This window comes from Ensifer adhaerens (assembly GCF_028993555.1).
Classification (GTDB): domain Bacteria; phylum Pseudomonadota; class Alphaproteobacteria; order Rhizobiales; family Rhizobiaceae; genus Ensifer; species Ensifer adhaerens_I.
Window position 1 is genome coordinate 412,435 of sequence record NZ_CP118611.1, and the last position, 23,735, is coordinate 436,169.

24 protein-coding genes are annotated in these 23,735 nt (G+C 62.9%); 9 read left to right on the forward strand and 15 right to left on the reverse strand.

The window, feature by feature from the left end; translation table 11 throughout:
* The first annotated feature begins 67 nt into the window (after positions 1-67).
* From kdgD to PWG15_RS22295, 6 genes are all read left to right on the forward strand, one after another.
* Positions 68-979, forward strand: a complete 912-nt coding sequence (kdgD, locus tag PWG15_RS22270) for a 5-dehydro-4-deoxyglucarate dehydratase (RefSeq protein ID WP_275026172.1) — start codon at positions 68-70, stop codon at positions 977-979.
* A 20-nt stretch (positions 980-999) separates the two neighbouring features.
* On the forward strand, positions 1,000-2,136 hold the full coding sequence (locus PWG15_RS22275) for a mandelate racemase/muconate lactonizing enzyme family protein (protein ID WP_275026173.1): 1,137 nt from the start codon (positions 1,000-1,002) through the stop codon (positions 2,134-2,136).
* A 1-nt stretch (position 2,137) separates the two neighbouring features.
* The gene (locus PWG15_RS22280; RefSeq protein WP_275026174.1) at positions 2,138-3,010 is read left to right on the forward strand and encodes an amidohydrolase family protein; all 873 of its coding nucleotides are present in this window, start codon (positions 2,138-2,140) and stop codon (positions 3,008-3,010) included.
* Between the two features lie 118 nt (positions 3,011-3,128).
* On the forward strand, positions 3,129-4,106 hold the full coding sequence (locus PWG15_RS22285) for a TRAP transporter substrate-binding protein (RefSeq protein ID WP_275026175.1): 978 nt from the start codon (positions 3,129-3,131) through the stop codon (positions 4,104-4,106).
* 82 nt (positions 4,107-4,188) lie between these two features.
* Positions 4,189-4,710, forward strand: coding sequence for a TRAP transporter small permease (locus PWG15_RS22290; protein WP_275026177.1), 522 nt, complete (start codon positions 4,189-4,191; stop codon positions 4,708-4,710).
* Entirely contained in the window at positions 4,711-5,991 is a 1,281-nt protein-coding gene (locus PWG15_RS22295; RefSeq protein WP_275026179.1) for a TRAP transporter large permease, read from the forward strand.
* A gap of 69 nt (positions 5,992-6,060) precedes the next feature.
* On the opposite strand, the gene PWG15_RS22300 is transcribed toward PWG15_RS22295, so the two are convergent.
* The 3 genes from PWG15_RS22300 to PWG15_RS22310 all read right to left on the reverse strand — a co-directional run bounded on the left by PWG15_RS22300 (position 6,061) and on the right by PWG15_RS22310 (position 7,782).
* Positions 6,061-6,393, reverse strand: a complete 333-nt coding sequence (locus PWG15_RS22300) for a tetratricopeptide repeat protein (protein ID WP_275026180.1) — start codon at positions 6,391-6,393, stop codon at positions 6,061-6,063.
* A 30-nt stretch (positions 6,394-6,423) separates the two neighbouring features.
* On the reverse strand, positions 6,424-7,020 hold the full coding sequence (locus tag PWG15_RS22305; RefSeq protein ID WP_275026181.1) for a flavin reductase family protein: 597 nt from the start codon (positions 7,018-7,020) through the stop codon (positions 6,424-6,426).
* A 153-nt stretch (positions 7,021-7,173) separates the two neighbouring features.
* On the reverse strand, positions 7,174-7,782 hold the full coding sequence (locus tag PWG15_RS22310; protein ID WP_275026182.1) for a superoxide dismutase: 609 nt from the start codon (positions 7,780-7,782) through the stop codon (positions 7,174-7,176).
* Between the two features lie 167 nt (positions 7,783-7,949).
* Here PWG15_RS22310 and PWG15_RS22315 point away from each other — a divergent pair, with 167 nt between their 5' ends.
* Positions 7,950-8,561: a helix-turn-helix transcriptional regulator gene (locus PWG15_RS22315; protein WP_275026183.1), complete on the forward strand. Its 612-nt coding sequence runs from the start codon at positions 7,950-7,952 to the stop codon at positions 8,559-8,561.
* Positions 8,562-8,627: 66 nt separating this feature from the next.
* Here the strand turns inward: PWG15_RS22315 and PWG15_RS22320 are convergent, their stop codons facing one another.
* The 7 genes from PWG15_RS22320 to PWG15_RS22350 form a co-directional block, all read right to left on the reverse strand.
* A complete protein-coding gene (locus PWG15_RS22320) occupies positions 8,628-9,395 on the reverse strand; it encodes a 3-hydroxyacyl-CoA dehydrogenase (RefSeq protein WP_275026184.1) in 768 nt (255 codons plus the stop codon).
* A gap of 132 nt (positions 9,396-9,527) precedes the next feature.
* Entirely contained in the window at positions 9,528-11,294 is a 1,767-nt protein-coding gene (locus PWG15_RS22325; RefSeq protein WP_275026185.1) for a peptidoglycan D,D-transpeptidase FtsI family protein, read from the reverse strand.
* 268 nt (positions 11,295-11,562) lie between these two features.
* Positions 11,563-11,883 (reverse strand): FliM/FliN family flagellar motor switch protein, encoded by a 321-nt coding sequence (locus PWG15_RS22330; RefSeq protein WP_275026186.1) that lies wholly within the window; start codon positions 11,881-11,883, stop codon positions 11,563-11,565.
* 155 nt (positions 11,884-12,038) lie between these two features.
* Positions 12,039-12,428 (reverse strand): hypothetical protein, encoded by a 390-nt coding sequence (locus PWG15_RS22335; protein ID WP_275026188.1) that lies wholly within the window; start codon positions 12,426-12,428, stop codon positions 12,039-12,041.
* Between the two features lie 266 nt (positions 12,429-12,694).
* A complete protein-coding gene (locus tag PWG15_RS22340) occupies positions 12,695-12,964 on the reverse strand; it encodes a hypothetical protein (protein ID WP_275026189.1) in 270 nt (89 codons plus the stop codon).
* Positions 12,961-13,749 carry a DUF899 domain-containing protein gene (locus PWG15_RS22345; RefSeq protein ID WP_275026191.1) on the reverse strand — a complete coding sequence of 263 codons (789 nt, stop codon included), beginning with the start codon at positions 13,747-13,749 and terminating at the stop codon, positions 12,961-12,963. Before PWG15_RS22345 ends, PWG15_RS22340 begins: the two co-directional genes overlap by 4 nt.
* A 179-nt stretch (positions 13,750-13,928) precedes the next feature.
* On the reverse strand, positions 13,929-14,825 hold the full coding sequence (locus PWG15_RS22350) for a LysR family transcriptional regulator (protein WP_275026193.1): 897 nt from the start codon (positions 14,823-14,825) through the stop codon (positions 13,929-13,931).
* Positions 14,826-14,939: 114 nt separating this feature from the next.
* Between PWG15_RS22350 and PWG15_RS22355 the strand changes: the two genes are divergently transcribed.
* Positions 14,940-15,926 carry a cyclase family protein gene (locus PWG15_RS22355; RefSeq protein WP_275026194.1) on the forward strand — a complete coding sequence of 329 codons (987 nt, stop codon included), beginning with the start codon at positions 14,940-14,942 and terminating at the stop codon, positions 15,924-15,926.
* A 240-nt stretch (positions 15,927-16,166) separates the two neighbouring features.
* Here PWG15_RS22355 and PWG15_RS22360 read toward each other — a convergent pair whose 3' ends face one another.
* From PWG15_RS22360 to PWG15_RS22380, 5 genes are all read right to left on the reverse strand, one after another.
* Positions 16,167-17,648 (reverse strand): MFS transporter, encoded by a 1,482-nt coding sequence (locus PWG15_RS22360; protein WP_275026195.1) that lies wholly within the window; start codon positions 17,646-17,648, stop codon positions 16,167-16,169.
* 188 nt (positions 17,649-17,836) lie between these two features.
* A complete protein-coding gene (locus PWG15_RS22365; protein ID WP_275026196.1) occupies positions 17,837-18,820 on the reverse strand; it encodes an ABC transporter permease in 984 nt (327 codons plus the stop codon).
* Positions 18,821-18,831: 11 nt separating this feature from the next.
* Positions 18,832-19,842: an ABC transporter permease gene (locus PWG15_RS22370; protein ID WP_275026197.1), complete on the reverse strand. Its 1,011-nt coding sequence runs from the start codon at positions 19,840-19,842 to the stop codon at positions 18,832-18,834.
* Between the two features lies 1 nt (position 19,843).
* Complete coding sequence (locus tag PWG15_RS22375) at positions 19,844-21,334, reverse strand: sugar ABC transporter ATP-binding protein (protein WP_275026199.1); 1,491 nt, start codon at positions 21,332-21,334, stop codon at positions 19,844-19,846.
* A 154-nt stretch (positions 21,335-21,488) separates the two neighbouring features.
* On the reverse strand, positions 21,489-22,469 hold the full coding sequence (locus PWG15_RS22380) for an ABC transporter substrate-binding protein (RefSeq protein WP_275026200.1): 981 nt from the start codon (positions 22,467-22,469) through the stop codon (positions 21,489-21,491).
* A 171-nt stretch (positions 22,470-22,640) separates the two neighbouring features.
* Between PWG15_RS22380 and PWG15_RS22385 the strand changes: the two genes are divergently transcribed.
* Positions 22,641-23,732, forward strand: a complete 1,092-nt coding sequence (locus PWG15_RS22385) for a LacI family DNA-binding transcriptional regulator (protein ID WP_275026201.1) — start codon at positions 22,641-22,643, stop codon at positions 23,730-23,732.
* The last annotated feature ends 3 nt before the right edge of the window (positions 23,733-23,735 follow it).

The following is a 23,735-nucleotide window of genomic DNA, read 5'->3' on the forward strand; positions in this document are numbered from 1 at the left end:
CATATTGACATGTGTGTGATGACTTGCTTAGCTTGATATGTCGAGTTTGAGGGAAGGCCTGCACGAAATGACCCCAGAACAGATCAAGGCCGCGCTTGGATCGGGCCTGCTTTCCTTCCCGGTGACGCACTTCGACAAGGAGGGCCGTTTTGCGCCGGAAAGCTACAAGGCGCATGTCGAGTGGCTGGCCGGCTACAGGGCGCCGGTGTTGTTTGCCGCTGGCGGCACCGGCGAATTCTTCTCGCTGAAGCCGGATGAAATCCCCGGCATCGTCGCCGCCGCCAAGGAGGTTGCCGGCGAAACGGCGATCGTCTCGGGTTGCGGTTACGGTACCGAGATGGCGATCGATATCGCCCGCTCGGTCGAGCGGGTCGGGGCGGATGGCATCCTGCTTTTGCCGCATTACCTGATCGACGCGCCGCAGGACGGCCTCTATGCCCATGTGAAGAAGATCTGCCAGTCGGTCGGCATCGGCGTCATGGTCTACAACCGCGACAATTCCGTGCTGCAGGCCGATACCCTGGCCCGGCTTTGTGACGCGTGCCCGAACCTGATCGGTTTCAAGGATGGCACCGGCGACATCGGCCTGGTGCGCCAGGTCACCGCCAAGATGGGCGACCGGCTGATGTATCTCGGCGGCATGCCGACGGCGGAACTGTTTGCCGAGGCCTATCTCGGCGCCGGCTTCACCACCTATTCCTCGGCCGTGTTCAACTTCGTGCCGGGCCTGGCCAACGAGTTTTATGCAGCCCTTCGCAGCGGCGACCGTGCTACCTGCGAGCGCATCCTCAACGACTTCTTCTATCCGTTCATGGCGATCCGCAACCGGGCCAAGGGTTATGCGGTGTCGGCGGTCAAGGCTGGCGTGCGGCTGCAGGGGTTCAATGCCGGCCCGGTGCGCAGCCCGCTCGCCGACCTGACGGGCGCCGAAGTCGAGATGCTCGACGCGCTCATCGGCAGCCACAAGCGCAAAGCGTGAGTGGCGAGGAAAGAAAACCCATGAAGATCGTCGCCGTCCGCACCCATCTCCTCGAACACCGCCTGGCGGTGCCGTTCGAAAGCGCGTCGATGCGCTTTGACCGTCGGGCGCATGTGCTGGTCGAGATCGAGTGCGACGACGGGACGATCGGCTGGGGCGAATGCCTCGGTCCGGCGCGGCCCAATGCGGCGGTGGTCGCGGCCTATGCGCCCTGGCTGATCGGCCAGGATCCGCGCCAGACCGAAAGGCTCTGGGCGATCCTCTACAATGCGCTGCGCGATCAGGGGCAGCGCGGCCTTGCGGTGACGGCGCTGTCCGGCATCGACATCGCGCTCTGGGACATCAAGGGCAAACACTACGGCGCCTCGGTCTCGATGCTGCTTGGCGGTCGCTGGCGCGACAGCGTGCGCGCCTATGCGACCGGCAGCTTCAAGCGCGACGGCGTCGACCGTGTCTCCGACAATGCGATGGAGATGGCCGAGCGCCGGGCACAGGGCTTCCACGCCTGCAAGATCAAGATCGGTTTCGGCGTCGACGAGGACCTGCGGGTCATCCGGGCGGTGCGCGAGGCAATCGGCGACGACATGCGGCTGATGATCGACGCCAATCACGGCTACACCGTCCCCGAAGCGATCCGGCTCGGCAAGGCGGCCGCCGACTGCGACATCGACTGGTTCGAAGAGCCGGTCGTGCCCGAGCAGCTTTCGGCCTATCGCGAGGTCAGGGCCGGGCAGCCGATCCCGGTGGCCGGCGGCGAGACCTGGCACTCGCGCTACGGCATGTGGCCGGCGATCGAGGGCCGCGCCGTCGACATCCTGCAGCCGGATCTTTGCGGCTGCGGCGGGTTCTCGGAGATGGCGAAGATCGCAAGCCTTGCGACGCTGCATGGCGTGCGCATCGTGCCGCATGTCTGGGGCACCGGCGTGCACCTCGCCGCGGCGCTGCAGTTCATGGCGGCGATGACGCCGGATCCGGTGCGGGTCAACCCGATCGAGCCGATCATGGAGTTCGACCGCACCGAAAATCCGTTCCGTCAGGCGGTGCTGAAGACGCCGATCGAAGCGGTCAACGGCGTGGTCGCCATCCCCGATGCGCCCGGCCTCGGCATCGAGATCAATCGCGATGCGCTCGCGCAGTTCAAGATGCCCGAGGCTTGAGATGATCGAGCGCACCCTCTCTGGCCGCCCGCCTCAACCCCGTCTCCCGAAGGGCGCGATCGATGCGCAGATGCACATGTATCTGCCGCAATTTCCGTCGCTTTCCGGCGGGCCGCCTCTGCCGGAAGAGCCGCTGCCGGACGCGAACGCTTACCGCCAGGTGATGGATTGGCTCGGAATTGACAGGGTGATCATCACCCAGGGCAATGCGCACCAGAAAGACAATGGCAATACGCTCGCCTGTGTGGCCGCAATGGGCGCCGCGGCGCGCGCCGTCGTCGTCATTGATGAGAGCACTTCGGATGCCCAGATGCAGCGCCTTTCCGCGGCGGGCGCTGTCGGCGCACGCATCATGGACCTGCCGGGTGGAGCCGTCGGGCTTGGTGCGCTGGAAGCAGTCGACGCACGGGCACATGCGGCGGATTGGATGATCGCCCTGCAGTTCGACGGCAACAGGATGCTCGACCATCTGCCGTGGCTGGAGCGCATCCGTTCGCGCTGGGTGTTGGATCACCATGGCAAGTTTTTTGCCGGCGTCGACCCGGATGGGACAGAGATGACAGCACTTCTGAGGCTGATCGACCGGGGCAATGTCTGGTTCAAGTTCGCCGGCGTGTACGAGAGTTCGCGAGCCGCATGGCCTTACGAGGATGTGGCCGCGTTTTCGCGCCGGATTGCTGAACATGCGCCGGAACGCATCGTCTGGGGTTCCAACTGGCCACACAACATGATCCGCAAGACCGAAGACTATCCCGACGATGCCCGGCTCGCGGAACTGGTGCTCGGCTGGCTTGCCGACGACCGGGCAAGGCATCTCGCCCTCGTCGAGAACCCGGAACGCCTGTTCAAGCTCTCGGCCTTCGTCGCGACGTAGTTGCCGCGGGAGCCGGTGGCGCCGTGGAACCCATGACATGAGGACTTCGCATGCCGGCCCGGACGGGCACAACGCGGCCTTGGGAGAGGCCGTAGCACGATCACAGGAGGAGGAAAACATGAAGAAAATTGCAGGTATGCTTTGCGTCGCAATGGGGCTGGCGGTTGCCGGCACAGCGGCGCAGGCGCAGGAGATCACCCTGCGTTCGGCCGACATCCATCCGGATGGCTACCCGACGGTCGAGGCCGTCAAATACATGGGTCAATTGCTCTCCGAGCGGACCAACGGTCGCATCAAGGTCGAGGTCATGAACAATGGTGTGCTCGGCGGCGAGAAGGACACGATCGAGCAGACCCGCTTCGGCGTCATCGACATGAACCGCGTCAACGCCGCGCCCTTCAACAATCTCGTCAAGGAAACGATGGTCCTTGGCATGCCGTTCCTGTTCCGCTCGACCGAACACATGCACAAGACGGTCGACGGTCCGATCGGCGATGAGGTTCTGGCTGCTTTCGAGCCGCACGGCCTGATCGGTCTTGCCTTCTACGATTCCGGCGCTCGCTCGTTCTACACCACCAAAAAGCCGATCGAGAAACTGGCCGACCTAAAGGGCCTGAAGATCCGCGTGCAGCAATCCGATCTCTGGATCGCGATGATGCAGGCCTTCGGCGCCAACCCGACGCCGATGCCGATGGGCGAGGTCTATTCGTCGCTCGAGACCGGTGTCGTCGACGGCGCCGAAAACAACTGGCCGTCCTACGAATCCGCGCGCCATTTCGAAGTGGCCAAGAACTATTCGCTCACCGAACATTCCCTCAATCCCGAGATTCTGGTGATCTCCAAGGTTACCTGGGACAAGCTTTCCTCCGACGACCAGGGCATGATTCGCCAGGCGGCGAAGGATTCCGTCGGCAAGATGCGCGAGCTGTGGAGCGCGCGCGAAAAGGTCTCTGAAGAGAAGGTTCGCGCAGCCGGCACCAACGTCATCAAGGTCGACAAGGAAGAGTTCGCGGCCGCCATGGGGCCGGTCTACGACAAGTTCGTCAGCGACCCGAAGCTGAAAGACCTCCTCGAACGGGTGAAGGCGGTCAAGTGATGGCAGGCGGAGGGCCGGCTCTCCAGTTGGAGCCGGTCCTCTCGACCGCACATCGGACCGCTTTGACGGAGGAGGAAGGCAAATGCGTGGTTTCATGCGGGCGATACGTCCGCTCCTCGGGGCGCTGAGCAGCGCGTCGCTCTATATCGCCGGCATCGGAATGGTCGCCATGACCTTGATCGTCGGCTGGCAGGTCTTTGCCCGCTATGTTCTAAATGACTCGCCAAGCTGGTCGGAGCCCCTGTCTCTGCATCTCATGGCCTGGTTCATCATGCTTGGCGCCGCCGTCGGCGTGCGCGAAAGCGTACATCTCGGTCTCGATGTGGTCCGTCACGTGATGAAACCGGCGGTGCAGCTGGCCATGGATCTGACGAGCCTCGGCCTGATCGTCGTCTTCGGCCTGGCCATGGCCTATTACGGCATCCTTCTATCGGCGGGCACCTGGACCGCAACCATACCGGTTCTCGGATGGCCAGGCGGCGTCGACTTTTTCCCGCTCATCGTCGGCGGCGCCATGATCGCCCTTTTCGCCGCGGAACGCTTCATCGATCAGCTGCTCGGTGTCGAGATTGCCGCCGATGTCGCCGTGCAGGAGATGGCCTGAATGGCTTACACTATCCTCTTCGGGGTCTTCACCCTGCTCATGTTCATCGGCATGCCGATCGCGTTCTGCCTGGGCATCGCGTCGTTCGCGACCGTGCTCTATCTCGGCCTGCCGCCCGTGGTGGTGTTCCAGCAACTGAACTCCGGCATGAACGTCTTTGCCATGATGGCGATCCCGTTCTTCATCTTTGCCGGCGACCTGATGGTGCGCGGCGGCATCGCCAATCGGCTCATCCGCTTCGCCGCCGGCCTCGTCGGGCATCTGCGCGGCGGTCTCGGCCAGGTCAACATCGTTGCCTCGACGCTCTTTGGCGGCATCTCCGGTTCGGCGGTTGCGGATGCCTCAGCCGTCGGCGGCCTGATGATCCCGCAGATGGCCAAGCGCGGCTATGACCGCGACTACGCCGTCAACGTCACGGTCAACGCGGCGATCATCGCGCTGATGATCCCGCCCTCGCACAACATGATCCTCTATTCGATCGCCGCCGGCGGCAACGTCTCGGTCGCCGATCTGTTCACCGCCGGTATCATTCCCGGCCTGCTTTTGGCGCTGGCACTCATGGTCACGGCTTACGTCGTCGCCAGGCGTCGGGGGTATCCGGCCGAGCCGTTTCCGGGCTTTTCCAAGGTCTTCTACTACCTGTTGGCATCCTTCCCCGGAATCGTCTTGATCGGCATCATCTTCGGTGGTGTGCGCTCCGGCGTGTTTACCGCCACCGAAAGCTCGTGCATCGCCGTACTCTACGCCTTCCTCGTCGCCATGCTGGTTTATCGCGAGCTGGACTGGTCTGGCTTCGTCGAGGCGGTCATGGGGGCGGTGCGTACCACCGCCATGGTGCTCTTGGTGATCGGCATGGCGGCGGCCTTCGGCTGGCTGATGGCATTCCTGCAGGTGCAGGCGCTGATGATCAGCGCGATCGGCGCGATCTCGGAAAACCCGATCATCGTGCTGCTCGTCATCAACATCATCTTGCTTATCCTCGGCACCTTCATGGACATGGCGCCAATGGTGATCATCTGCACGCCGGTGCTTCTGCCGGTCGTCAAGGCGTTCGGCATCGACCCCGTGCATTTCGGTGTTGTGATGATCCTGAATGCCGGCATCGGCCTCAACACGCCACCGGTCGGAACGGTGCTGTTCGTCGGCTGTGCCGTCGGCGGGATAAGCATTCGTGAGGCGATGCGCACCATTTGGCCGTTCTTCGGCGCCAGCATCGCCGTCTTGATGGCGGTTACCTACATCCCGGCGCTGTCGCTCTGGCTGCCATCGGTCTTCAGGTGAGTTGATCATTCGTGGTCTTCCGAGGCTCGGCGTCGCTGCCGGGCCCGGTCCGCCCTCTCAATGTGTCGGCTATTCGTTCCTGTTGGCGGCGATGCACTGGCGCTCCAAGCGCTTCAGGAAAACACCGATCTCCTTTGCCGCCTGCAGATCGCCCTTACGTTCGGCGACGACGCGACCTTCGCGCCAGACCAGGATTGCCTCTTCGAACCGGCCGAGTTTGTGCAGGATGGCGCCGCGCAGCTTCCACGCTGCCGAATAGTCCGGATCGAACGAGATTGCCCGCTCGACATGGACAAGGGCGGTTTCGAAATCCGCTTCCTGGAGGCAGATGCTGCCGAGCGTGAAGCGCAGCAGGGCGTCGTCCTTGCCGTCCTGTAAGAGCTTTTCGAGCACTTGCCGCATGGCTGGCGTTCCTCCTACGCGATCTCCGGTTCAGGCCGCAGGCTTGGTTGGGGCGAGGGTTGCATGTCCGTTGCTCCTCGGCGCCGGCAACGATCTCATCCTGTCGAGAGACTGATATCGCCGACGGCTCCAGATCAAGGGGTCGGCATGTGTGGAAGCCTCGGTTGCGACAATTGTTCCGACGAACAACATGTGATCGCCGACCTCTATCGAGGCGCTCAGCAGGCAGTCGAGCGCAGCGGCGGCCCCAAGAAGCCTTGGCCGTCCGCTCGGCCAGTCGGCCCAGATGCCGACGAGGTAGCGTTTGGACGCTTCGATCTTGCCGGCGAAGGCATCTGCGATCAGTTCCTGTCCTTCCGCCAGCATGGCAAGCGAGAAGCCCTTCTCAGCGACGATCAGCGCGGCAAGCGGACTGTCCGCCTTGATCGAAATGATGATCGACGGCGGGTTGGCGGAAAGCGAAAAGGTAGCCGTCACGGTCCGGCCGAGGCTGTCTGTGCCTTTGCCGGCGCTCGCTATGCAAACGGTGGCGGCAAGATGCGACAGGGTGTCGGCGAACTCCGGTTTCGACACGGCCAGATCGGCGTGGGCGTCGATGTCGACGGAAAGCGTAGGTGTCTGGCGCATGGGTCGTGTTCCAACTGAGGATAACCCGTGGCGGCGGGGAGACGCCACGGGGTTTGCGGAAGCCCGAGCTCAGGCGGGGCGAGAGGGCTGCCGCAAATTCACTGATCAACCGATCCGCGAGCCCGGGTCTGGCTCGCGGCGATCTTCAGCCGGTCAGGCAGACTTCAGTTCCGCTTCGGCGAACTCGTAGTTGGCGAGCCTGTCGAGGAAGTTCGACGCGTAGTCCGGCCGGCGATTGCGGTAGTCGATGTAATAGGCATGCTCCCATACATCGAGGCCGAGCAGGGCCTTGCCTTCGTTGGTGGCGACCGGGTTGGAGCCGTTGGCGGTCTTCGTAACCTTGAGCTTGCCGTCGGTGCCGAGCACCAGCCAGGCCCAACCGGAGCCGAACTGCCCGGTCGCGGCCGCCTTGAAGGCGTCCTTGAAGGCAACGACGCTACCGAAGTCCTCGATCAGCTTCTTTTCGAGCGTGCCGGGGATCTGGCCGCCTTTGGGCGAAAGGTTCTTCCAGAAGAGGACATGATTCCAGTGCTGGCCGGCATTGTTGAAGACCGGGGCCAGCTCCGCCTTGCCGTGGCTGAGGCGGATGATGTCCTCGAGTGACAGGCCGGCAAGCGATGCGTCCTTCTCGACGAAGCCGTTCAGCGCCGTGACATAGGCCTGGTGATGTTTGCCGTGGTGGAACTCGATCGTCTCGGCGCTCATGCCGTTTTCAGCGAGCGCTGCGGGTGCGTAGGGAAGGGTGGGAAGTTCGAAGGCCATGGTCAGTTCCTTTGCGGGCGGGACACTCTCGACGGATCACTTGTCTGCGAACGCATGAAAGTGTATTTAGCAAGACAATTCTTTGTAAATCTGTGCGCAGGAATATGTCAAGCGATCCCTTGTTAAATCCAGAGCAAAGCGGCGGCCGGACGCCGGGCGAGCGCATCATGCTGGCGCTGAAGCTGCACGGCCCGCAGACGGCGGCCGCACTCGGCAAGCGTCTGACGATCACCGGCGAGGCGGTGCGGCAGCAGCTTGTCCGCCTTGCCGAGGACGGTTTCGTCGTCTCCTGGTCGGAGGCGAAAGGCGTCGGCCGTCCTTCGCAGTTCTGGGGGCTGACCGCGCTTGGTCATGCGGAATTTCCCGATACGCATGCGGAGCTGACCGTCCAGCTTTTGAGGACGATCCGGCAGACGCTCGGCGAGGCGGCGGTCGATCGGTTGATCGCGGCGCGCGAGGATGAGACCCGGCAAAATTACAGTGCCGCGATGGATGGCAAGGGGAGTTTGCGCGAGCGGGTGGACGAACTGGTGCGGCTGCGATCTCAAGAAGGCTATATGGCAGGGTGCGAAGACCCCGGCGACGGCACGTTGCTGTTCGTCGAGAACCATTGCCCGATCTGTGCTGCCGCGACGAGCTGCCAGGGGTTTTGCCGGGCTGAACTGAGCGTGTTCCGCGCGGTGCTTGGCCCCGGTGTCGAGGTTGAGCGTGCCGAACATATTCTCGCCGGCGCCCGCCGCTGTGCCTATGTCGTCAGAATGGTCGGTCAGGCCGCCTGATCTGCGTTCGTAGATGCGTGGCGCCGCGCCCGGTTGAGTACGAGCGAGGCGCCGGTGCTGATCGTATCAGCGCGCGCCCATGCGCAGCGCGCCGTCAAGGCGGATGACTTCACCGTTCAGCATGCGGTTCTCGCAGATGTGCTGCACGAGGGCTGCAAACTCTTCCGGTTTGCCGAGGCGCTGCGGGAAGGGCACGCTCTTGCCGAGCGAATCCTGCACTTCCTGCGGCATGCCGGCCATCATCGGCGTTTCGAAGATGCCCGGAGCGATGGCGACGACACGAATGCCATAGCGCGCAAGCTCGCGCGCGATCGGCAGCGTCATCGAGACGACGCCGCCCTTGGACGCCGCATAGGCGGCCTGGCCGATCTGGCCATCGAAGGCCGCAACCGATGCGGTGTTGACGATCACCCCCCGTTCGCCGTCCTCGCCCGGCTCTTCCCGCTGGATCGCCTCGGAGGCAAGCCTCAACATGTTGAAACTGCCGATGAGGTTGATGCCGACCGCCCGCGAAAAGCTTTCGAGACGATGCGGGCCGTCGCGGCCGAGCACCTTTTCCCCTGGCGCGATACCGGCGCAGTTCACCAGTCCATGGAGATGGCCGAAGCGGTCCAATGCCGCCGCAACGGCGGCGGCGGCATCCGCCTCGTTGGTGACATCCGTCTTCTGGAAGAGGGCGTTGTTGCCGAGTTCATCGGCCATCTTCTGTCCGGCTTCGGCGTTGACGTCTGCAAGAACCACACAGGCACCCTCGCCATGCAGCCGCCGCGCGACGGCTGCCCCAAGGCCTGACCCGCCACCGGTCACGATAAAGACTTTTCCATCGATCAGCATCTGAGGCTCCTCCCGTACCGGATCGTGTCGATGGGAAGGACATAGCCTTGCGGAGACATGAAGCCAAGGGTGGCGGGTGCGGCGATGCGTCCCTTCCTGGTCCATGTCACCGCTGCATATCCGTAGGCCGCACTAGAAATCCGCCACCAGGTGCGGTTCGCGCTCCGGCCCGAAGCGGGGCTGGACGCCGAGGAAGGAGCCGGCACGACTGATGATCTCCCTGACGACCGGAGCCGCCGTATGGGCTGCCTGACGCCCCCCTCTCTCGCCTGTCAGCGGCGCATCGACAATCGAAAGGACGATGTAGCGCGGGTTGTCCATCGGGAAGCCGGCAAGAAAGGCGTTGAAGTTGAGGTTCGTGGCGTATCGCCCGTTGATCACCTTGTCGGCCGTGCCTGTCTTTCCTCCGACATGGAAGCCGGGCACCTGGGCGTGGCGGCCGGAGCCCACCTGGCCATTGCGATTGTAGAGGTAGCGCATGTCGGCGCTCGTCGTCGGCTGCAGGACCTGCTGAGCCTGTGCCTTCGCCGTCTCGGGGGATCGCGGAAGGAACGTCGGAGCGATCAGCGTGCCGCCGTTCAGGAGAGCGGCCGCGGCGACCGCGGTTTGCAGCGGTGTGGTCGCAACGCCGTGTCCGAAGGATATGGTCACCGAGTTGATCTTCTTCCAGCTGCGCGGCTGCGTCGGCGTTGCCGCGCCCGGCAGCTCGGTCTCCATCTTGGAAAGAAGCCCAAGCTTCGTGAGAAAAGCCTGATGTCCCTCGATGCCGACCATGTCTGCGACCGCGGCGGTTCCGATATTGGAGGAATATTGAAAGACCTCGGGAATAGTGAGGGGCCGATACTTCCCGCGAAAATCCTTGATGGTGAAGCCGCCCATGCGGATGGGGCGAGATGCATCGACCACGGAGTTGAGGTTGATCTTGCCGGCGTCCAGCCCCATTGCCAGGGTGAAGCTCTTGAACGTCGAGCCCATCTCGAACGTCGCATTGCTCATCCGGTTGAACCAGCCCTTTTCGTACTCCTTGTCGATATTGCCGTTGGGCAGCGTGCGCGAAGGCTGGTTCGGATCGTAGTCGGGCACCGAAGCCATGGCGATGACTTCTCCGGTCTCCACGTCCAGGACCACCGCGCCGGCGGCTTCCGCCTGATAGTCGATCATGGCGCGCGCAACCGCTTCTCGCACGATGCTCTGAACGCGAATATCGATCGAGAGCTTGACCGGCTCGAGCGGGGTGCTTCCGGTCAAGCCCGCCGCGCGGAGATCGGCAAGCCCCTGCTGATCAATGTAGCGCTCCATGCCCTGCAGGCCCTGATTGTCGACGTTGACATGCCCGAGGATGTGCGAGGCCGTCGATCCGCCCGGATAAAAGCGCCGCTTTTCCGGCCGGAAGCCGATGCCGGGAATGCCGAGCGCCAATATGTCCGCCTGCTGGCGCGGCGTGAGCTGCCGCCGCAACCATTGGAAGGCGGTGCCGGATCGAAGCTTCCGGTGCGTATCGCGCCAATCGAGATTGGGAATGACGGTTGCGAGTTTCTCGACGACTTCGTCCGCATCGACGATCTTTCGCGGCTCGGCATAGAGCGACACCATGTCGAGGTCTGTCGCCAGCAGCTCCCCGTGCCGATCGACGATGTCAGGACGAGAGGCCACGGCGTGGCTGGCGGAGTTGATCCATGCCGTTTCGACAGGTCTTTCCAATCCGTACTGGACCAGGCGCCCCATGGTGACCAGAAAGATCACCGCAAAGCCGGCGATGATAATGCCAAGCCGTTGCCGCGCCTGCGTTCTCCGGCCCAGCGTGGCGCCGACGATCGCTCCGCTTTTGCCACTGACGTTTCGTTTCAGGGAAAAATGTGCCCGGCTTTTGAGCCGGACGGCGAGAGAGATCAATGTCATTCCGAACGCATCCAGATCTAAGCCACCCGAAGCCATGGGATCAGTCTGCCAGACGGCACACCGAAGAAGGTTCTCGGGCGGGGATTAAAAGAGGATAGGCTTTGCCTGTGCGGCTAAAATTGTTCGGTATGTCTTAACAACCTGTTAACCCTTGCGCGCTCTGGTTGTCGATCCACAGGTAATCTACGGAGAAACGCGTGGAGACCGGATCGACGGCGGAAGGACGCGGGCTCCGCGTCTCTCCGGCGCGGACAGCGCGAAATTGAAACTAGCGCTGCGCGATCGGCGAGATCTCGATGATCTTGATGCCGACGGCGTTGCTGGATTCGTCGTAGACGATCTCCCCTCGTCCGATGACCATGCCGTTGACCTTGAGTTCGACCGGATCGCCGAAATTGCGGTCGAGGTGGATCGTATCATCAGGATGGAGTTTCGAGATCTGGGAGACCGTCAGTTTGGCCCGCCCGATGACTGCCTCGATCGCCAGGGGGATGCCCTGGACAGCGCGCTCGCTCATGACCGAGCGGGTCTCAAACGCAGGGCTTTCATCGAGCTCGATCAGCTCTTCCTGTAGCTTCTTGTTAATCATTCTGCACCATCCAAAGCACTGATTCACGACTCTTTAACAAAGAGTTGCGCTAGTTCGCCCTGGGTAGCAACCGTGGCTAAATGGGGGTTCTGCCTGCCTCGCAAGCGAGCGTTAACAAACGGTTAACATCCACAACGCCGGGCCCATCGGAGACCTCAAAGCGTCACTGCGTTCCAGTTTCCGTCCCGTTTTTGGAAACCGATCATACGACGGCCGTTCGGCAACTTGTCGCCGAGTCGCACGACATAGACGTAGCCCTCGTAAACCATCAGACCCTGATCACCATTGCTGTAGAGGATCTCGAAACCTGGCGGGTTGTTCGGGGATGCGCCTGCATCCGTAGGAGCCCCTGACGGATCGATCGCCGCCACTTCCGAGGGAACGTTTTGGGGGCCAACGAGATAGTATAGCGACGACGCAAGGGCGGCGGCGCAGAGGAGGCCGCCGACCAGCGATGGCACCAGGCGCAGCTTGAAACGTTTTGGCGACGGCTGAGGTGTTGCAACACTCAAGTTCGTTTTCCCGATTCGATCAAAAACTTCCATCGGAACCGTTCTCACGCGGCATTGCCCGGCAGCCGCTACAGACGATGCTGTTGGCGGGCGGCTGGATCTGCTTCGCGGAGCCGTTCCCTGCTTCAATCCGAAGAGGCCACGACCTCTCAGAATCAACAGCATGCCCATTCGCCGATATCAGGGACATATGGTCCCGGGCGTTTCCACACCTTTTGAGTGTCCGCAGGATCGGCCCCACTTCGCCTTCAAGTAGGGCCGATGAGATGCTTTGCCAGAGCATTGTCGACCGGGCGCCGCTAGGTTGCCTCGCGCTTGCCGATTTGGACGAGCCGCAGCCATGGGGCCAGGTGGAAGACGCTCATCAAGACGTACATTGCGGCCATCCCGCCGATCTGCAGCCCTGGTTCACCGGCACATAACATCTGCCCGACGTCGGTGCCCCATGCGCCGACCGAAAGTGCCATGAGCGCGAAGGTCGGCGATGCGGCGAGGGCAAGCCCATCGGCCGCCCTCCGTGCCGCCGTCCGGTGGAGCTCTCGCGTGCCGGTAGAGAGGCTCGCGCTCACCGCACTGCGCTCGCATCCTGGCTCCGCATCGCGGCTTCGCCGGCGTCCGAGACCTCGACCCAGCGCCGATCGGGTGCGGCGCCCTCGACATAGCTGTCGTTCCAGTTCCACCACTTGTAGCTCGGTGTCTGGGGATAGCCCTCGGGAGAGTCTTCCCACGCCTCCTGTCGGCCGAGCGGCGTGATGTCCAGATAGTTCCAGGTGCCTCCCATCTGCTCGTCGCCGCGGTTGTTGATGAAATAGGTACGGAACAGCCGGTCGCCGTCGCGGAAGAACACGTTGTGGCCGTGCCACTCATCGACGCCGAAGTCGAGATCGAACTCGTCGGCGATGGTGTACCACGGCATCGTCCAACCCATGCGCGCCTTCAGCCTGGCAATATCCATCTGCGGCGCCCGCGAGGCGAAGACCAAGGTAGTATCGCGGGCGTTGAGGTGGGAAAGATGCGCGACCTGGTCGGCAACCATGGAACAGCCGCGGCAGGCGTGCTCGGGCCAGCCAAAGACGCCCGGCTCATAGAAGGCGCGGTAGACGATCAACTGGTGCCGACCTGCAAAGAGGTCCAGCAGGCTTTGCTTGCCCTCGGGTCCCTCGAAGACATACTCCTTCGTCACGGCCATCCACGGCATGCGCCGGCGTTCGGCAGCGAGTGCATCGCGAGCACGCGTGTGTGCCTTTTCCCTGATGAGCAGATTCTGGCGCGCCTCTTCCCAGGCCTGCTGCGAGACCACCTGCGGCTTCTGCATGGCGGGTTGGTCGTTCGCAATCTCGACTGTCTTTTCCATGGCGTAACAACTCCTCGTTTTAGGCGAAGTCTGCGTCGCGCGGCCGGAGCGCCGGGAAACAGGTCATCGCGTCGTCATCGGGGGTAGTTTGTCACCGCGGATCAACTGGCGGGAGTAACAACTGTGACGGCATTAATTCGGGGCGACGCGATGGCGGCTTAGGCCAGTCACCTTCCGTCCTACAGGCCCGTCTGCCTGATCTCGCCGGCGAAGAAATCGGCAAAGGCCTTTACCTTCGGCAGCAGCAACCGATTGGTTGGATAGACGATATAGATACCGCGCTCGGCGAGTCTATGTTGCGGCAGGACCCGCACGAGCTTGCCTTGGACTAGCAGTGGGTTGGCGATGAAGGATGGCAAGGCGCCGATACCGATGCCGGCCTGGATCATCTCGCTCAGCATCAGGCTGTTGTCGACGACGAAGCGTGCCGGCAGTTCTATGCTCGCCGTGCCGTCGGGACCTTCGACGATCCAGCTTCCCGGCTGGTCGGCGAGCCGGTAACTGAGGCAATCGTGGTTCTTGAGATCGCTCACGCGCGCCGGGGTGCCCCTGGCCGACAGATAGGCGGGCGCCGCGCAGATGATTTGTTCGACCTCGCCGAGCCGCTTGGCGATCAGTGACGAATCCGCAAGTGCCGCGCGCACGCGGATCGAGACATCGAAACCCTCGGAGACGACGTCGAGCACGTGATCGTCGAGCGTCATGTCGACCTTCAACTGCGGATGCAGCGCCATGAAACGTGCCACCATCGGCGCCAGGACCGTCAGCCCGAAGGAAAGGGGGGCGTTGATCCGCAGCCGGCCATTGATCTCTCCGGCCTCGCCCGATGTCGAACGCTCCAATTGGTCGAGTTCGTCGAGGAGCCTGCAGCACTCGGCAAAGTAGCCGCGCCCCGCCTCCGACAGGCTCATGCGCCGGGTGGTGCGTAGAATGAGCACTGTGCCGAGGCGTTCCTCGAGTTGCCGGATCTGCTTGCTGACCGACGCATTCGATTGCCTGAGCTCCTCGGCCGCCTTGTTGAAGCTTTGAAGCTCAATGACGCGCCGAAACGCACGCATGGCCGCCAACAGGTCCATAATTTCTCCAGAGTAAAATATCTATTCTCTATATCGCTGATTATTCGCAATGTAGCCAGCAATAAGGTGATCTCAGCTTCCTGATGTTCAGGCAATGCAGAAAAGGAGTTCACCATGTTCAACACCGCAACGTTCAGCCGCACACTGGCGGTCTCTCTCGTGGCCGGATTGCTGGGGAGCGCGACCTTCGCGCAGGATGTCGGCAAAAGCCCCTGGGGGCCGAAGGACGAGATCGGGCGCCTCAACCTGATCACGCCCGCCTCGCGCGCAGCCGTCCTGTCGCGCATCGAGGGCGCCAAGTCCTACGACCTTGCCGTGGAGTATTTCATCGGCATGCCGAGCTGGGAGGCAGCCGGCGATCCGCCGTACCAGATGTGGATGACCCACACGCCGCACGGCACGGAGGTTTCAGATCCGATGAAGGTCGGCAAGGAGATGAACCAGCACGTCAGCTACTCGGGCTCGGCCGTTTCGATGTACGCGCATATGGGTACGCATATCGATGCGCTGAACCACTTCGGCCTGAACGGCAAGATCTGGAACGGTTATGCGGCAGCCGATAACCTCGGCGACCAGGGCTGGACCGTCACTGGCGCCGAGAAATTGCCGCCGATCGTGGCGCGCGGCGTCCTGATCGATGTCGCGGCGGCAAAGGGCATGCAGATGCTGCCGGAAAACTACCGCATTACCCGCAAGGATCTGCAGGAGGCGCTCGACAGCCAGGGTGTCGGGCTCCAGGAAGGCGACGTGGCGTTGATCCGGACCGGGCGCATGCAACACTATGAAGACAAGTCCGCCTACATGAGCAACCCGCCTGGGCTCAGCATCGACGCGGCGAAGTTCCTGGTCGACGACGGCGGCGCCATGGTCGTCGGTGCCGACAATCTGAGCTTCGAAGCGTTTCCGGCAGAAACCGAAAACAACTATATCCCGGTTCACACCTACCTGCTGGCGCAGCAGGGCGCGCCGATCATCGAGCTCATCAATCTCGAAGAACTGTCGAAGGACCGGATTTATGAATTCGCCTTTGTCGGCGCGTCGCTCAAGTTCCGCGGGGCCGATGCCGCGCCGATCCGCCCTGTCGCCTTCCCGCTGCGCTGATATCCGGAGACCGTAAGCGCCATTTGCGCTGAACGGCACGGGTTCAAGGCAAAGCCGCTCGACCGATCAAACGACGAATGCGCCGCGGGAATTCCGCGGCGCATTCGTTTGGTCGTCGGGCAGAACCTGTTCCACCCGTTGCGATCAGCTTGGGATGGCGATGATCCGATCAAACGTGAAAAGTTCCGCGCTGCGATGTTTTCGGGGAGGCAAGCGTCCGCACGTTTTCTGCAGCGCACTTTAGTCGATGGTGGCGGGCATGTCGGTTTCGTCGCGGCCGCGCAGTGGCTTCTCCGGCATCCGATAGAACATCGCGAACGACATAATCATCGCCGCAGTGCACGCTGCGAAAATATAGCTGAAGGGCAATGCCGACGCGGTCGTCGCACTGATCGTCTGGATGGCTTCGCCACCCAGTGGCAGGCCATTGCCGAGCGCGATTGCGCCGAGGATCGCGACACCCAGGGCACCCCCGAGCGATCGCAGGAAGGTCAGGACGCCGGTTGCAACGCCGAGATGCGCCTGGTCGACGGCGTTTTGTACGGAAATGGTCGCGACCGGAAACGTCATGCCGGAGCCGAAGCCTGCCCCCGAGGTCAACAGCACCAGCGTCGGCAAGGTTGTTCGTCCGGCGAGAGCCGCGAGCGCCGCCAGACAGAGGAAGCTCAAGGTGCTTCCGACGAGTGCCATTCGCTTGTAGTGGACGAGGCGCGGTATCGTCCGTCCACTGGTCGTTGCCCCGAACACAGTGCCGAGCAACAGGCCGAGCATGATCAGCCCCGAGCCGCCGGCGGTGAGGCCGTGGAACGACTGCGCATAGACCGGCAGATAGACCGAAAGACCGACATTGGCGCCCTGTGCCAGAAACATCGCCAAGGTTCCGAAACGCACGATCGGATTGCCGAGCACCTCGAGCGAAATCAGAGGTTCGGTCACGCGCCGAAGGCGCCAGGCAAAGGCGCCCCACAGAAGCGCCGAACAGCCGAGCAAACCGGCGATCGCGGGCGAAAGCCATGCATAGCGGCTGCCGCCCCAATTCAGCGCCAGCAGCAGAAGCGCGGTTGCGGCAACGAGCAACGTGGCGCCTGCGCCATCGATCCGGTGCGCCCTGGTTATGACAGGCAGTTTCTTCAACGGATTGTTGATGATCGCCAGCGCCGCAAGGCTGAGCGGGATGTTGATCCAGAAAATCAGCGACCAGTGGAGATGCTCGGCGAAGGTGCCGCCCAGAAGCGGCCCGGCGATGCTTGCCACCGCCCATGTCCCTGAAATCCAGGCGGCATAGCGCGCGCGTTCACGCGGGGGCACGAGGTCGCCGATCACCGTTTGCGAGAGGGCGAAGAGACCGCCGCCGCCCAGGCCCTGAACCGCGCGACCGAGGATCAGCGTCAGCATGTTCGGCGCCAGCGCGCTTATCAGTGATCCCGCAAGAAAGATGATCACCGCGGCAAAGATCGTCGGTCGTCGCCCGTGGATATCGGAGATCTTGCCGTAGAGGGGAGCCATGGCCGTCGCGGTCAGGAGATAGGCTGTCACGACCCAAGGCAGATAATCGCTGTGCCCGAGGGCTTTGCCGATCGTGGGCATGGCGGGCGCCACGATCGTCTGGTCGAGTGCGGCCAGAAGCATCGCGAGAAGGACACCCCCGATGATGACGTTCTTTTCCGGCTCCGAGAGAGAGGGCGCCGTTGCGGTTTCATTCGGGTGACGTATCTCGTTCATGCAAGCGGTCCGATGCAGTCATTTCCACTTTGACGAGCGGCATTCAGTATGCTTGGGCGCGCGTTAGTCAACCGTCCGAGTGACCGGGCGCTTCCACGCCCCCTGATGATCGGGGTAAGTCGAGCGGGGCCGATCGAGCCGCTTCGTGAGCTGGCCTGGCAGGCGTGGAGAACTGCGGCGCGCCCGGGCTAGGTGCTTCGGTGTCGCGCCATCAGCTTGGCCTGAAGCACGACCACGACGAGCAGGAAGGCGCCGCGGATGACCGATTGCCAATAGGCCGAAAGCGAGATCCAGCCGAGGCCGTTTTCGAAGTTCAGGATGTTGAACACCATGGCCAGCAACAATGCCCCGGCCAAAGTGGCGCCAACCGAACCCGATCCGCCTGACAGCAGCGTGCCCCCGACGACGACGGAGGCGATCGCGAACAATTCCCAGCCGACGCCTTCGGTCGGTTGGCCCGCACCGAACTGCGAGGCGAGGATGACGCCGGCAAGACCGGCGAGCGTGCCCGAGGCGAGGTAGACGCCGGCAAGCGCGCGCTCGACCTTCAGGCCCATGAGGCCGGCGGTCGCCTCGCCGTCGCCGATCGCCAGGATATGGCGGCCGATCGGAAGCTTTTCGAGCACGAGCCAGCCGAGGATGTAAGCCCCAAGCGCGATCCAGGCGGGGATCGGAAAACCGAGGAAATCGTCCTGCCCGATCACGGTGAAACCTGTGTCGTAGGAGACGGAGACCGACTGGTTGTCGGCAAGCAAAAGGCCGGTGCCGTAGGCGGCCAGCATGGTCGCGAGCGTGGCGATGAAAGGCTGGATGCGCATCTTGGTGATGATGAAGCCGTTGAGCCCGCCGACCGCGAAGCCGGCCGCCATGCCGCCTATGAGCCCTGCCGCCCAATGATAGGGCGACAGCAGTGCCGCCACAACGCTCGCCATCGCCGCAGTGCCGCCGACCGAAAGGTCAATGCCGCCCGTGATGATGACGAAGGCCATGCCGAGCGCGATCAACGCGAACATCGAGTTGTAGCGTAGGAAACTCAGGATGTTGTAGGGCGACAGGAAGTTGTCGTAGCGCAGCGCCCCGAAAAGAATGAGGCCGGCAAGCGCCAGGATGACGCCGAGCCGGGCGAGATCGCCGGCGTTCTTGACCAGGAAGAGGCGAAGGATCGTTTGCATCGTGGTCGCCTCTAATGCCTTCCGGCGCGTTGCTGGATGAAGACGGCGGTGACGATCAGTCCGGCCTTGACGATGAGGGCGGCCGCGTCGGGCACGCCATTGGCAAGCAGCGTGTAGCGCACCAGCTGGATGACGAGGGCGCCGAGCACGGTGCCGACGATGTTGGCCCGTCCGCCCGTCAGCAGTGTTCCACCGACGGCGACGGCGGCAATGGCGTCGAGCTCCATACCAAGGCCGACGAGGTTCGCGTCGCTGGCCGAATTGCGGGCGACGACGATGAGGCCGGCGATGCCGGCAAGCGCGCCGCTCACCATGTAGACAAAGAGCTTGACCCGTTTCACCGGCACCCCGGCGAGCCGTGCCGCCTTCTCGTTGCCGCCGACGGCGATGATCTGCCGGCCGATGACTGTGTAGCGGATCATCGCCCAGGCCGCCGCGGCGACGGCGATCATCAGCACAACCTGCGCCGGTATGCCGGCGATGCGCCCGAGCGCGATGAACTGAAAGCCCTCGTTCTTGAAGACCTGCAGATTGCCGTTGGTCATCACCTGGGCGATGCCGCGACCGGCGATGAAGAGTACCAGGGTGGCGATGATCGGCTGGATCGAAAAGCGGGTGACGAGGAAACCGTTGAAAAGGCCGAACAGGCCGGCGACCACCACCGGCAAGAGGAAGGCGAGTGCCACCGCAATCCCCATGCTATCGACCTGCCAGAACTGACCCATGAAGATCATCGGCGCCAGCGCTCCGGCAATCGCCATCAACGAGCCGACGGAAAGGTCGATGCCACCGGTGGCGATGACCAGCGTCATGCCGGTCGCGACGATGACGATGGTCGCGACTTGCGTCAGGTTCACGTTCAGCGTCTGCAAGGAGAGAAAGTTGGGTGTGACGACGACGTTGAAGAGGATCAGTGCAAGAAAGGCAACGAAGGTGCCGTAGCGGCTTGCGAGGGTCAAAAGTCGACTGCTGGAAGAAAGGGCACCGGATGGTTGCGGAGCGGGGGTCTCGATCGTCGTCATGTCATTCCACCTGATGGGCCATGGCAGCGAGCAGCGCCGTCTCGCTCAAATCCTCACGCGGCAGGGTGGCGACCGACGTGCCGTCGCTCAAGACCGTCACGCGGTCGGCGGCGGCGAGAAGCTCCTCGAGTTCCGATGAAATCATCAGCACGCTCAAGCCTTCGTCGGCGAGGTTGCGCAGGAGTTTCAGGATTTCCGATTTGGCGCCGATATCGATGCCGCGCGTCGGTTCGTCGACGATCAGCACCCGTGGATCGGTGGCAAGCCAGCGCGCGAGCAGGACCTTCTGCTGGTTGCCACCGGAGAGCTCCTTGATCGGCTGATCTGGGGAGGCGCATTTGACGCCGAGGGCGCGGATATAGCGGGTGACGATCTCATCCTGCCGTGCACGGTCGACGATGCCTGCTCGCTTGAGCTTAGGCAGAAGAGCGAGCGTCATGTTCTCGCGGATGCTCATGTCGGGCACGATGCCGTCGATCTTTCGGTCTTCGGAAACGAGACCGATCCCGTCGGCGATCGCATCCGCCGGTTCGCGGTAGGCGCGCTCCTGCCCCTGCATGCGGATCGCGCCGCGCTCCATCTTGTCGGCACCGAAGATCAGGCGCGCCGTTTCCGTGCGGCCGGAGCCGAGCAAGCCTGCAAGGCCCGAGATCTCGCCCTCACGCACGGCAAGGCTGACGTCGCGCACGCGCACGCCGGCGCCCGCCTTGTCGAGTTCAAGGCGGATGGGCCGCTGCAGCGCGTTGTCGTTGGGTGCCATCGCCTGAAAGGCGGCAAGCTCCTTGCCGAGCATGTGGCGCACCAAGGCCATCTTCGGCATGTCCGCCATCGGGCTTTTGGCCACGGTCTGCCCGTCACGCATGATCGTCACGCGGTCGCAGATTTCATAGAGTTCATCGAGCCGGTGGCCGATGAAGATGACGGCGACGCCGGAGCGTTTCAGCGTGCGGATGGTTTCGAAGAGGATGGCGACTTCGCGCTCATCAAGCGAGGAGGTGGGCTCGTCCATGATGACGAGGCGGGCGCTCTGCGTCACGGCACGGGCGATCGCCACCATCTGCCGTGTCGCCGCATCGAAATGCGCGACGGGACGGTCGACGTCGATTGTAAGGTTGAAGGTCTTGAGCACGGATTTGGCACCGTGTCGCATTGCGCCTTGGTCGATCATGCCGAAGCGCTTCGGCTCGCGGGAGAGATAGATGTTCTCCGCCACGGAGCGCTGTGGGGCGAGATTGATTTCCTGGTAGATGGTGGCTATGCCTGCCGCCTGTGCCTGCGCGGGCATCGAGAAATCGACGTCCCGGCCGTTTAAGGCGATGTTGCCTTCATCACGACGATAGACCCCGGTCAGGATCTTGATGAGCGTCGATTTGCCGGCGCCGTTCTGGCCGACGAGCGCCATGACCTCTGCCGGCTCGACCTCGAGCGACGCGGATTTCAATGCCGGCACGCCGGCGAACGCCTTGGAAATGCCCTGCATGGACAGAAGCATGGGTCTCCTCCCTATCTCTGCCATCCGCCGCCCCTGGGGTGGGCGCCATCAGCCTACACGTGAACGGGCCGAAGGTCATGCCTGGCCCTGTCGCGGTCAAAAAACCGGCCGATACGGTTGTTCCGATCGGCCGGCATAGGCTCGGGAGATGCTCTTAGTAGGCGTTGGCGAGTTCCGCGGCCGCATTGGATGCGTCGTAGAACTTGTCGTCGTTGATGAGCTTCGGCTCGATCGTTTCGCCCTTGGCATAACGCACCATCGTCTCGAATGCCTTGGGCCCGAAGCGCGGGTTGCACTCGACGACCGCGGCGATCTTGCCGTCGACGACAGCCTGCACGGCTTCCTTGCCGCCGTCGATCGAGAGCACAAGCACGTCCTTGCCCGGCACCTTGCCAGCGGCTTCAAGTGCGGCGATGGCACCGATCGCCATTTCGTCGTTGTGCGCATAGATCACGTCTGCGTCGGGATGCGCCTGCAGCAGGGCTTCGGCCACCTGGCGGCCCTTGTCGCGGGCAAAGTCGCCGGTTTGCGAGGCGACGATCTCGAAGCCGCCGGCCGCCTTGATCGCGTCGTCAAAGCCCTTCTTGCGGTCGTTGGCGGGCGAGGACCCCGTGGTGCCTTCCAGTTCGATGATCTTCGACTTGCCGTTGGCGTTCTTGGCCAGCCATTCGGCGACGCGCTTTCCTTCTTCGACGAAGTTCGAGCCGATGAAGGTCAGATAGTCTTCGCCGGCCTTGGCAAGCGACGGGTCGACGGAACGGTCGAGCAGGATCACCGGAATACCCGCCTTCTTGGCGGCCATGACGGCGGGGATCAGCGGCTTTTCCTCGCGCGGCGCGAGGAAGATCACATCGACCCCTTGAGCAATCATCGAATTGACGTCGGCGACCTGTTTGGCAGCGGAGCCGGCAGCATCCGTATAGACGAGCTGGATGCCGAGCTTTTCAGCCTCGGCCTTCATGCTGTTCGTCTGGGCGATGCGCCAGGGGTTGTTGGATTCGGTCTGCGCGAAGCCGACCTTGTATTTGTCCTTCTGCGCAAGCTTCGGCACTTCGGCGATTGCGATGCCTGCCATGGCGAGCGCGCCGACGGCCGTTGCCGCAAGCATGAAGGTGCGACGAGAAATCATGGTCATAATCGGGTTCTCCTCCCAGATTGGCCGGTGCTCCTCTACCGGACATGAGCGTTTTTGCGCTTCACATCTACAAATCTTGCGCTAATAATATTAGCAGTCAAGGCCAAAAATTATGAGCACTTGCAAAAGCCCGTGTGCAGTGCAATGCACGTTTGAGGGTGGAGAATAAGCATGGCCAAGGGCAACGGGCGGATTCGGGATGGAAAGGGCGAAGGACGCCCGACGATGACGGATGTCGCCAGGATCGCTGGTGTTTCCCAGTCAAGCGTCTCTCTGGTGCTCAATGAAATGTCGGGTTCGCGCATCTCGCCGGAAACGCAGCAGAAGGTGCGCGAGGCTGCTCATAAAATCGGTTATAAATTGCCGGCCACCCGGGGCGCGGTTGCCGCGGCCCCCGCCGTCGAAAAAGATACGATCGCCTTCATCGTCGACGAAATCTCGACCAGCCCGCACCCGGTCGTCAGCCTGGACGGCATTCGCGACTATGCCTTTGAGCAGGGCATGCTGGTCTCGGCCCATGTGACCCGCTCCAACCCGGAGCTCGAACAGGCGGTGCTGCGCTCGGTGCTTCGGGATCCCTCGATCGCCGGCGTCATCTACGCGACGATCTTCACCCGCAAGGTGGCGGTGCCCGAGGCGCTGGCGCCGCTTCCGACCGTGCTTCTCAATTGCTACTGCGAGCCGCGCCAGCATGTGGCCGTCGTACCGGGCGAAGTCGCCGGTGGTTTTACCGCCACGGCACATCTGACAGCGCTCGGCCACAAGCGTATCGGCTTCATCAATGGCGAAAGCTGGATGGACGCGGCCGTCGATCGCCTGAAAGGCTACAAGCAGGCGCTCGCTTCTGCCGACATCGCCTTCGATGCGGCGCTTGTGCGCGACGGTGACTGGCTGCCGCTGCGCGGTTACGAGGCCGGGCTGGAATTGCTCTCCATGCCAAACCCGCCGACCGCCATCTTTTGCGGCAACGATCTGATGGCGATCGGTGTCATGGAGGCGGCGCAAGAGAAGGGCCTGCGCGTGCCCGCCGATCTCTCGGTCATGGGCTACGACGACCAGGAGCTGGCGCGCTATACCCATCCGCCGCTCTCGACACTGGTGCTGCCCAATTACGAGATGGGACAGAGGGCGGCCGAGATCTTGATCGACATGGCAATCCACGGAAAACACATGCGCCCGATGACCATAAAGGTCGACGGGCCGCTGGTGGTTCGTGAAACAACCTCCGGCTGGCCCGCCCGGGCCTCTCATCGAACGCGATAAGCT

Excerpts from the sequence above, each read along its gene's own strand:
- kdgD (WP_275026172.1), top strand. The coding sequence starts at position 68 with ATGACCCCAGAACAGATCAAGGCCGCGCTTGGATCGGGCCTGCTTTCC.
- PWG15_RS22275 (WP_275026173.1), top strand. The coding sequence starts at position 1,000 with ATGAAGATCGTCGCCGTCCGCACCCATCTCCTCGAACACCGCCTGGCG.
- PWG15_RS22280 (WP_275026174.1), top strand. The coding sequence starts at position 2,138 with ATGATCGAGCGCACCCTCTCTGGCCGCCCGCCTCAACCCCGTCTCCCG.
- PWG15_RS22285 (WP_275026175.1), top strand. The coding sequence starts at position 3,129 with ATGAAGAAAATTGCAGGTATGCTTTGCGTCGCAATGGGGCTGGCGGTT.
- PWG15_RS22290 (WP_275026177.1), top strand. The coding sequence starts at position 4,189 with ATGCGTGGTTTCATGCGGGCGATACGTCCGCTCCTCGGGGCGCTGAGC.
- PWG15_RS22295 (WP_275026179.1), top strand. The coding sequence starts at position 4,711 with ATGGCTTACACTATCCTCTTCGGGGTCTTCACCCTGCTCATGTTCATC.
- PWG15_RS22300 (WP_275026180.1), bottom strand. The coding sequence starts at position 6,393 with ATGCGGCAAGTGCTCGAAAAGCTCTTACAGGACGGCAAGGACGACGCC.
- PWG15_RS22305 (WP_275026181.1), bottom strand. The coding sequence starts at position 7,020 with ATGCGCCAGACACCTACGCTTTCCGTCGACATCGACGCCCACGCCGAT.
- PWG15_RS22310 (WP_275026182.1), bottom strand. The coding sequence starts at position 7,782 with ATGGCCTTCGAACTTCCCACCCTTCCCTACGCACCCGCAGCGCTCGCT.
- PWG15_RS22315 (WP_275026183.1), top strand. The coding sequence starts at position 7,950 with ATGCTGGCGCTGAAGCTGCACGGCCCGCAGACGGCGGCCGCACTCGGC.
- PWG15_RS22320 (WP_275026184.1), bottom strand. The coding sequence starts at position 9,395 with ATGCTGATCGATGGAAAAGTCTTTATCGTGACCGGTGGCGGGTCAGGC.
- PWG15_RS22325 (WP_275026185.1), bottom strand. The coding sequence starts at position 11,294 with ATGACATTGATCTCTCTCGCCGTCCGGCTCAAAAGCCGGGCACATTTT.
- PWG15_RS22330 (WP_275026186.1), bottom strand. The coding sequence starts at position 11,883 with ATGATTAACAAGAAGCTACAGGAAGAGCTGATCGAGCTCGATGAAAGC.
- PWG15_RS22335 (WP_275026188.1), bottom strand. The coding sequence starts at position 12,428 with ATGGAAGTTTTTGATCGAATCGGGAAAACGAACTTGAGTGTTGCAACA.
- PWG15_RS22345 (WP_275026191.1), bottom strand. The coding sequence starts at position 13,749 with ATGGAAAAGACAGTCGAGATTGCGAACGACCAACCCGCCATGCAGAAG.
- PWG15_RS22350 (WP_275026193.1), bottom strand. The coding sequence starts at position 14,825 with ATGGACCTGTTGGCGGCCATGCGTGCGTTTCGGCGCGTCATTGAGCTT.
- PWG15_RS22355 (WP_275026194.1), top strand. The coding sequence starts at position 14,940 with ATGTTCAACACCGCAACGTTCAGCCGCACACTGGCGGTCTCTCTCGTG.
- PWG15_RS22360 (WP_275026195.1), bottom strand. The coding sequence starts at position 17,648 with ATGAACGAGATACGTCACCCGAATGAAACCGCAACGGCGCCCTCTCTC.
- PWG15_RS22365 (WP_275026196.1), bottom strand. The coding sequence starts at position 18,820 with ATGCAAACGATCCTTCGCCTCTTCCTGGTCAAGAACGCCGGCGATCTC.
- PWG15_RS22370 (WP_275026197.1), bottom strand. The coding sequence starts at position 19,842 with ATGACGACGATCGAGACCCCCGCTCCGCAACCATCCGGTGCCCTTTCT.
- PWG15_RS22375 (WP_275026199.1), bottom strand. The coding sequence starts at position 21,334 with ATGCTTCTGTCCATGCAGGGCATTTCCAAGGCGTTCGCCGGCGTGCCG.
- PWG15_RS22380 (WP_275026200.1), bottom strand. The coding sequence starts at position 22,469 with ATGACCATGATTTCTCGTCGCACCTTCATGCTTGCGGCAACGGCCGTC.
- PWG15_RS22385 (WP_275026201.1), top strand. The coding sequence starts at position 22,641 with ATGGCCAAGGGCAACGGGCGGATTCGGGATGGAAAGGGCGAAGGACGC.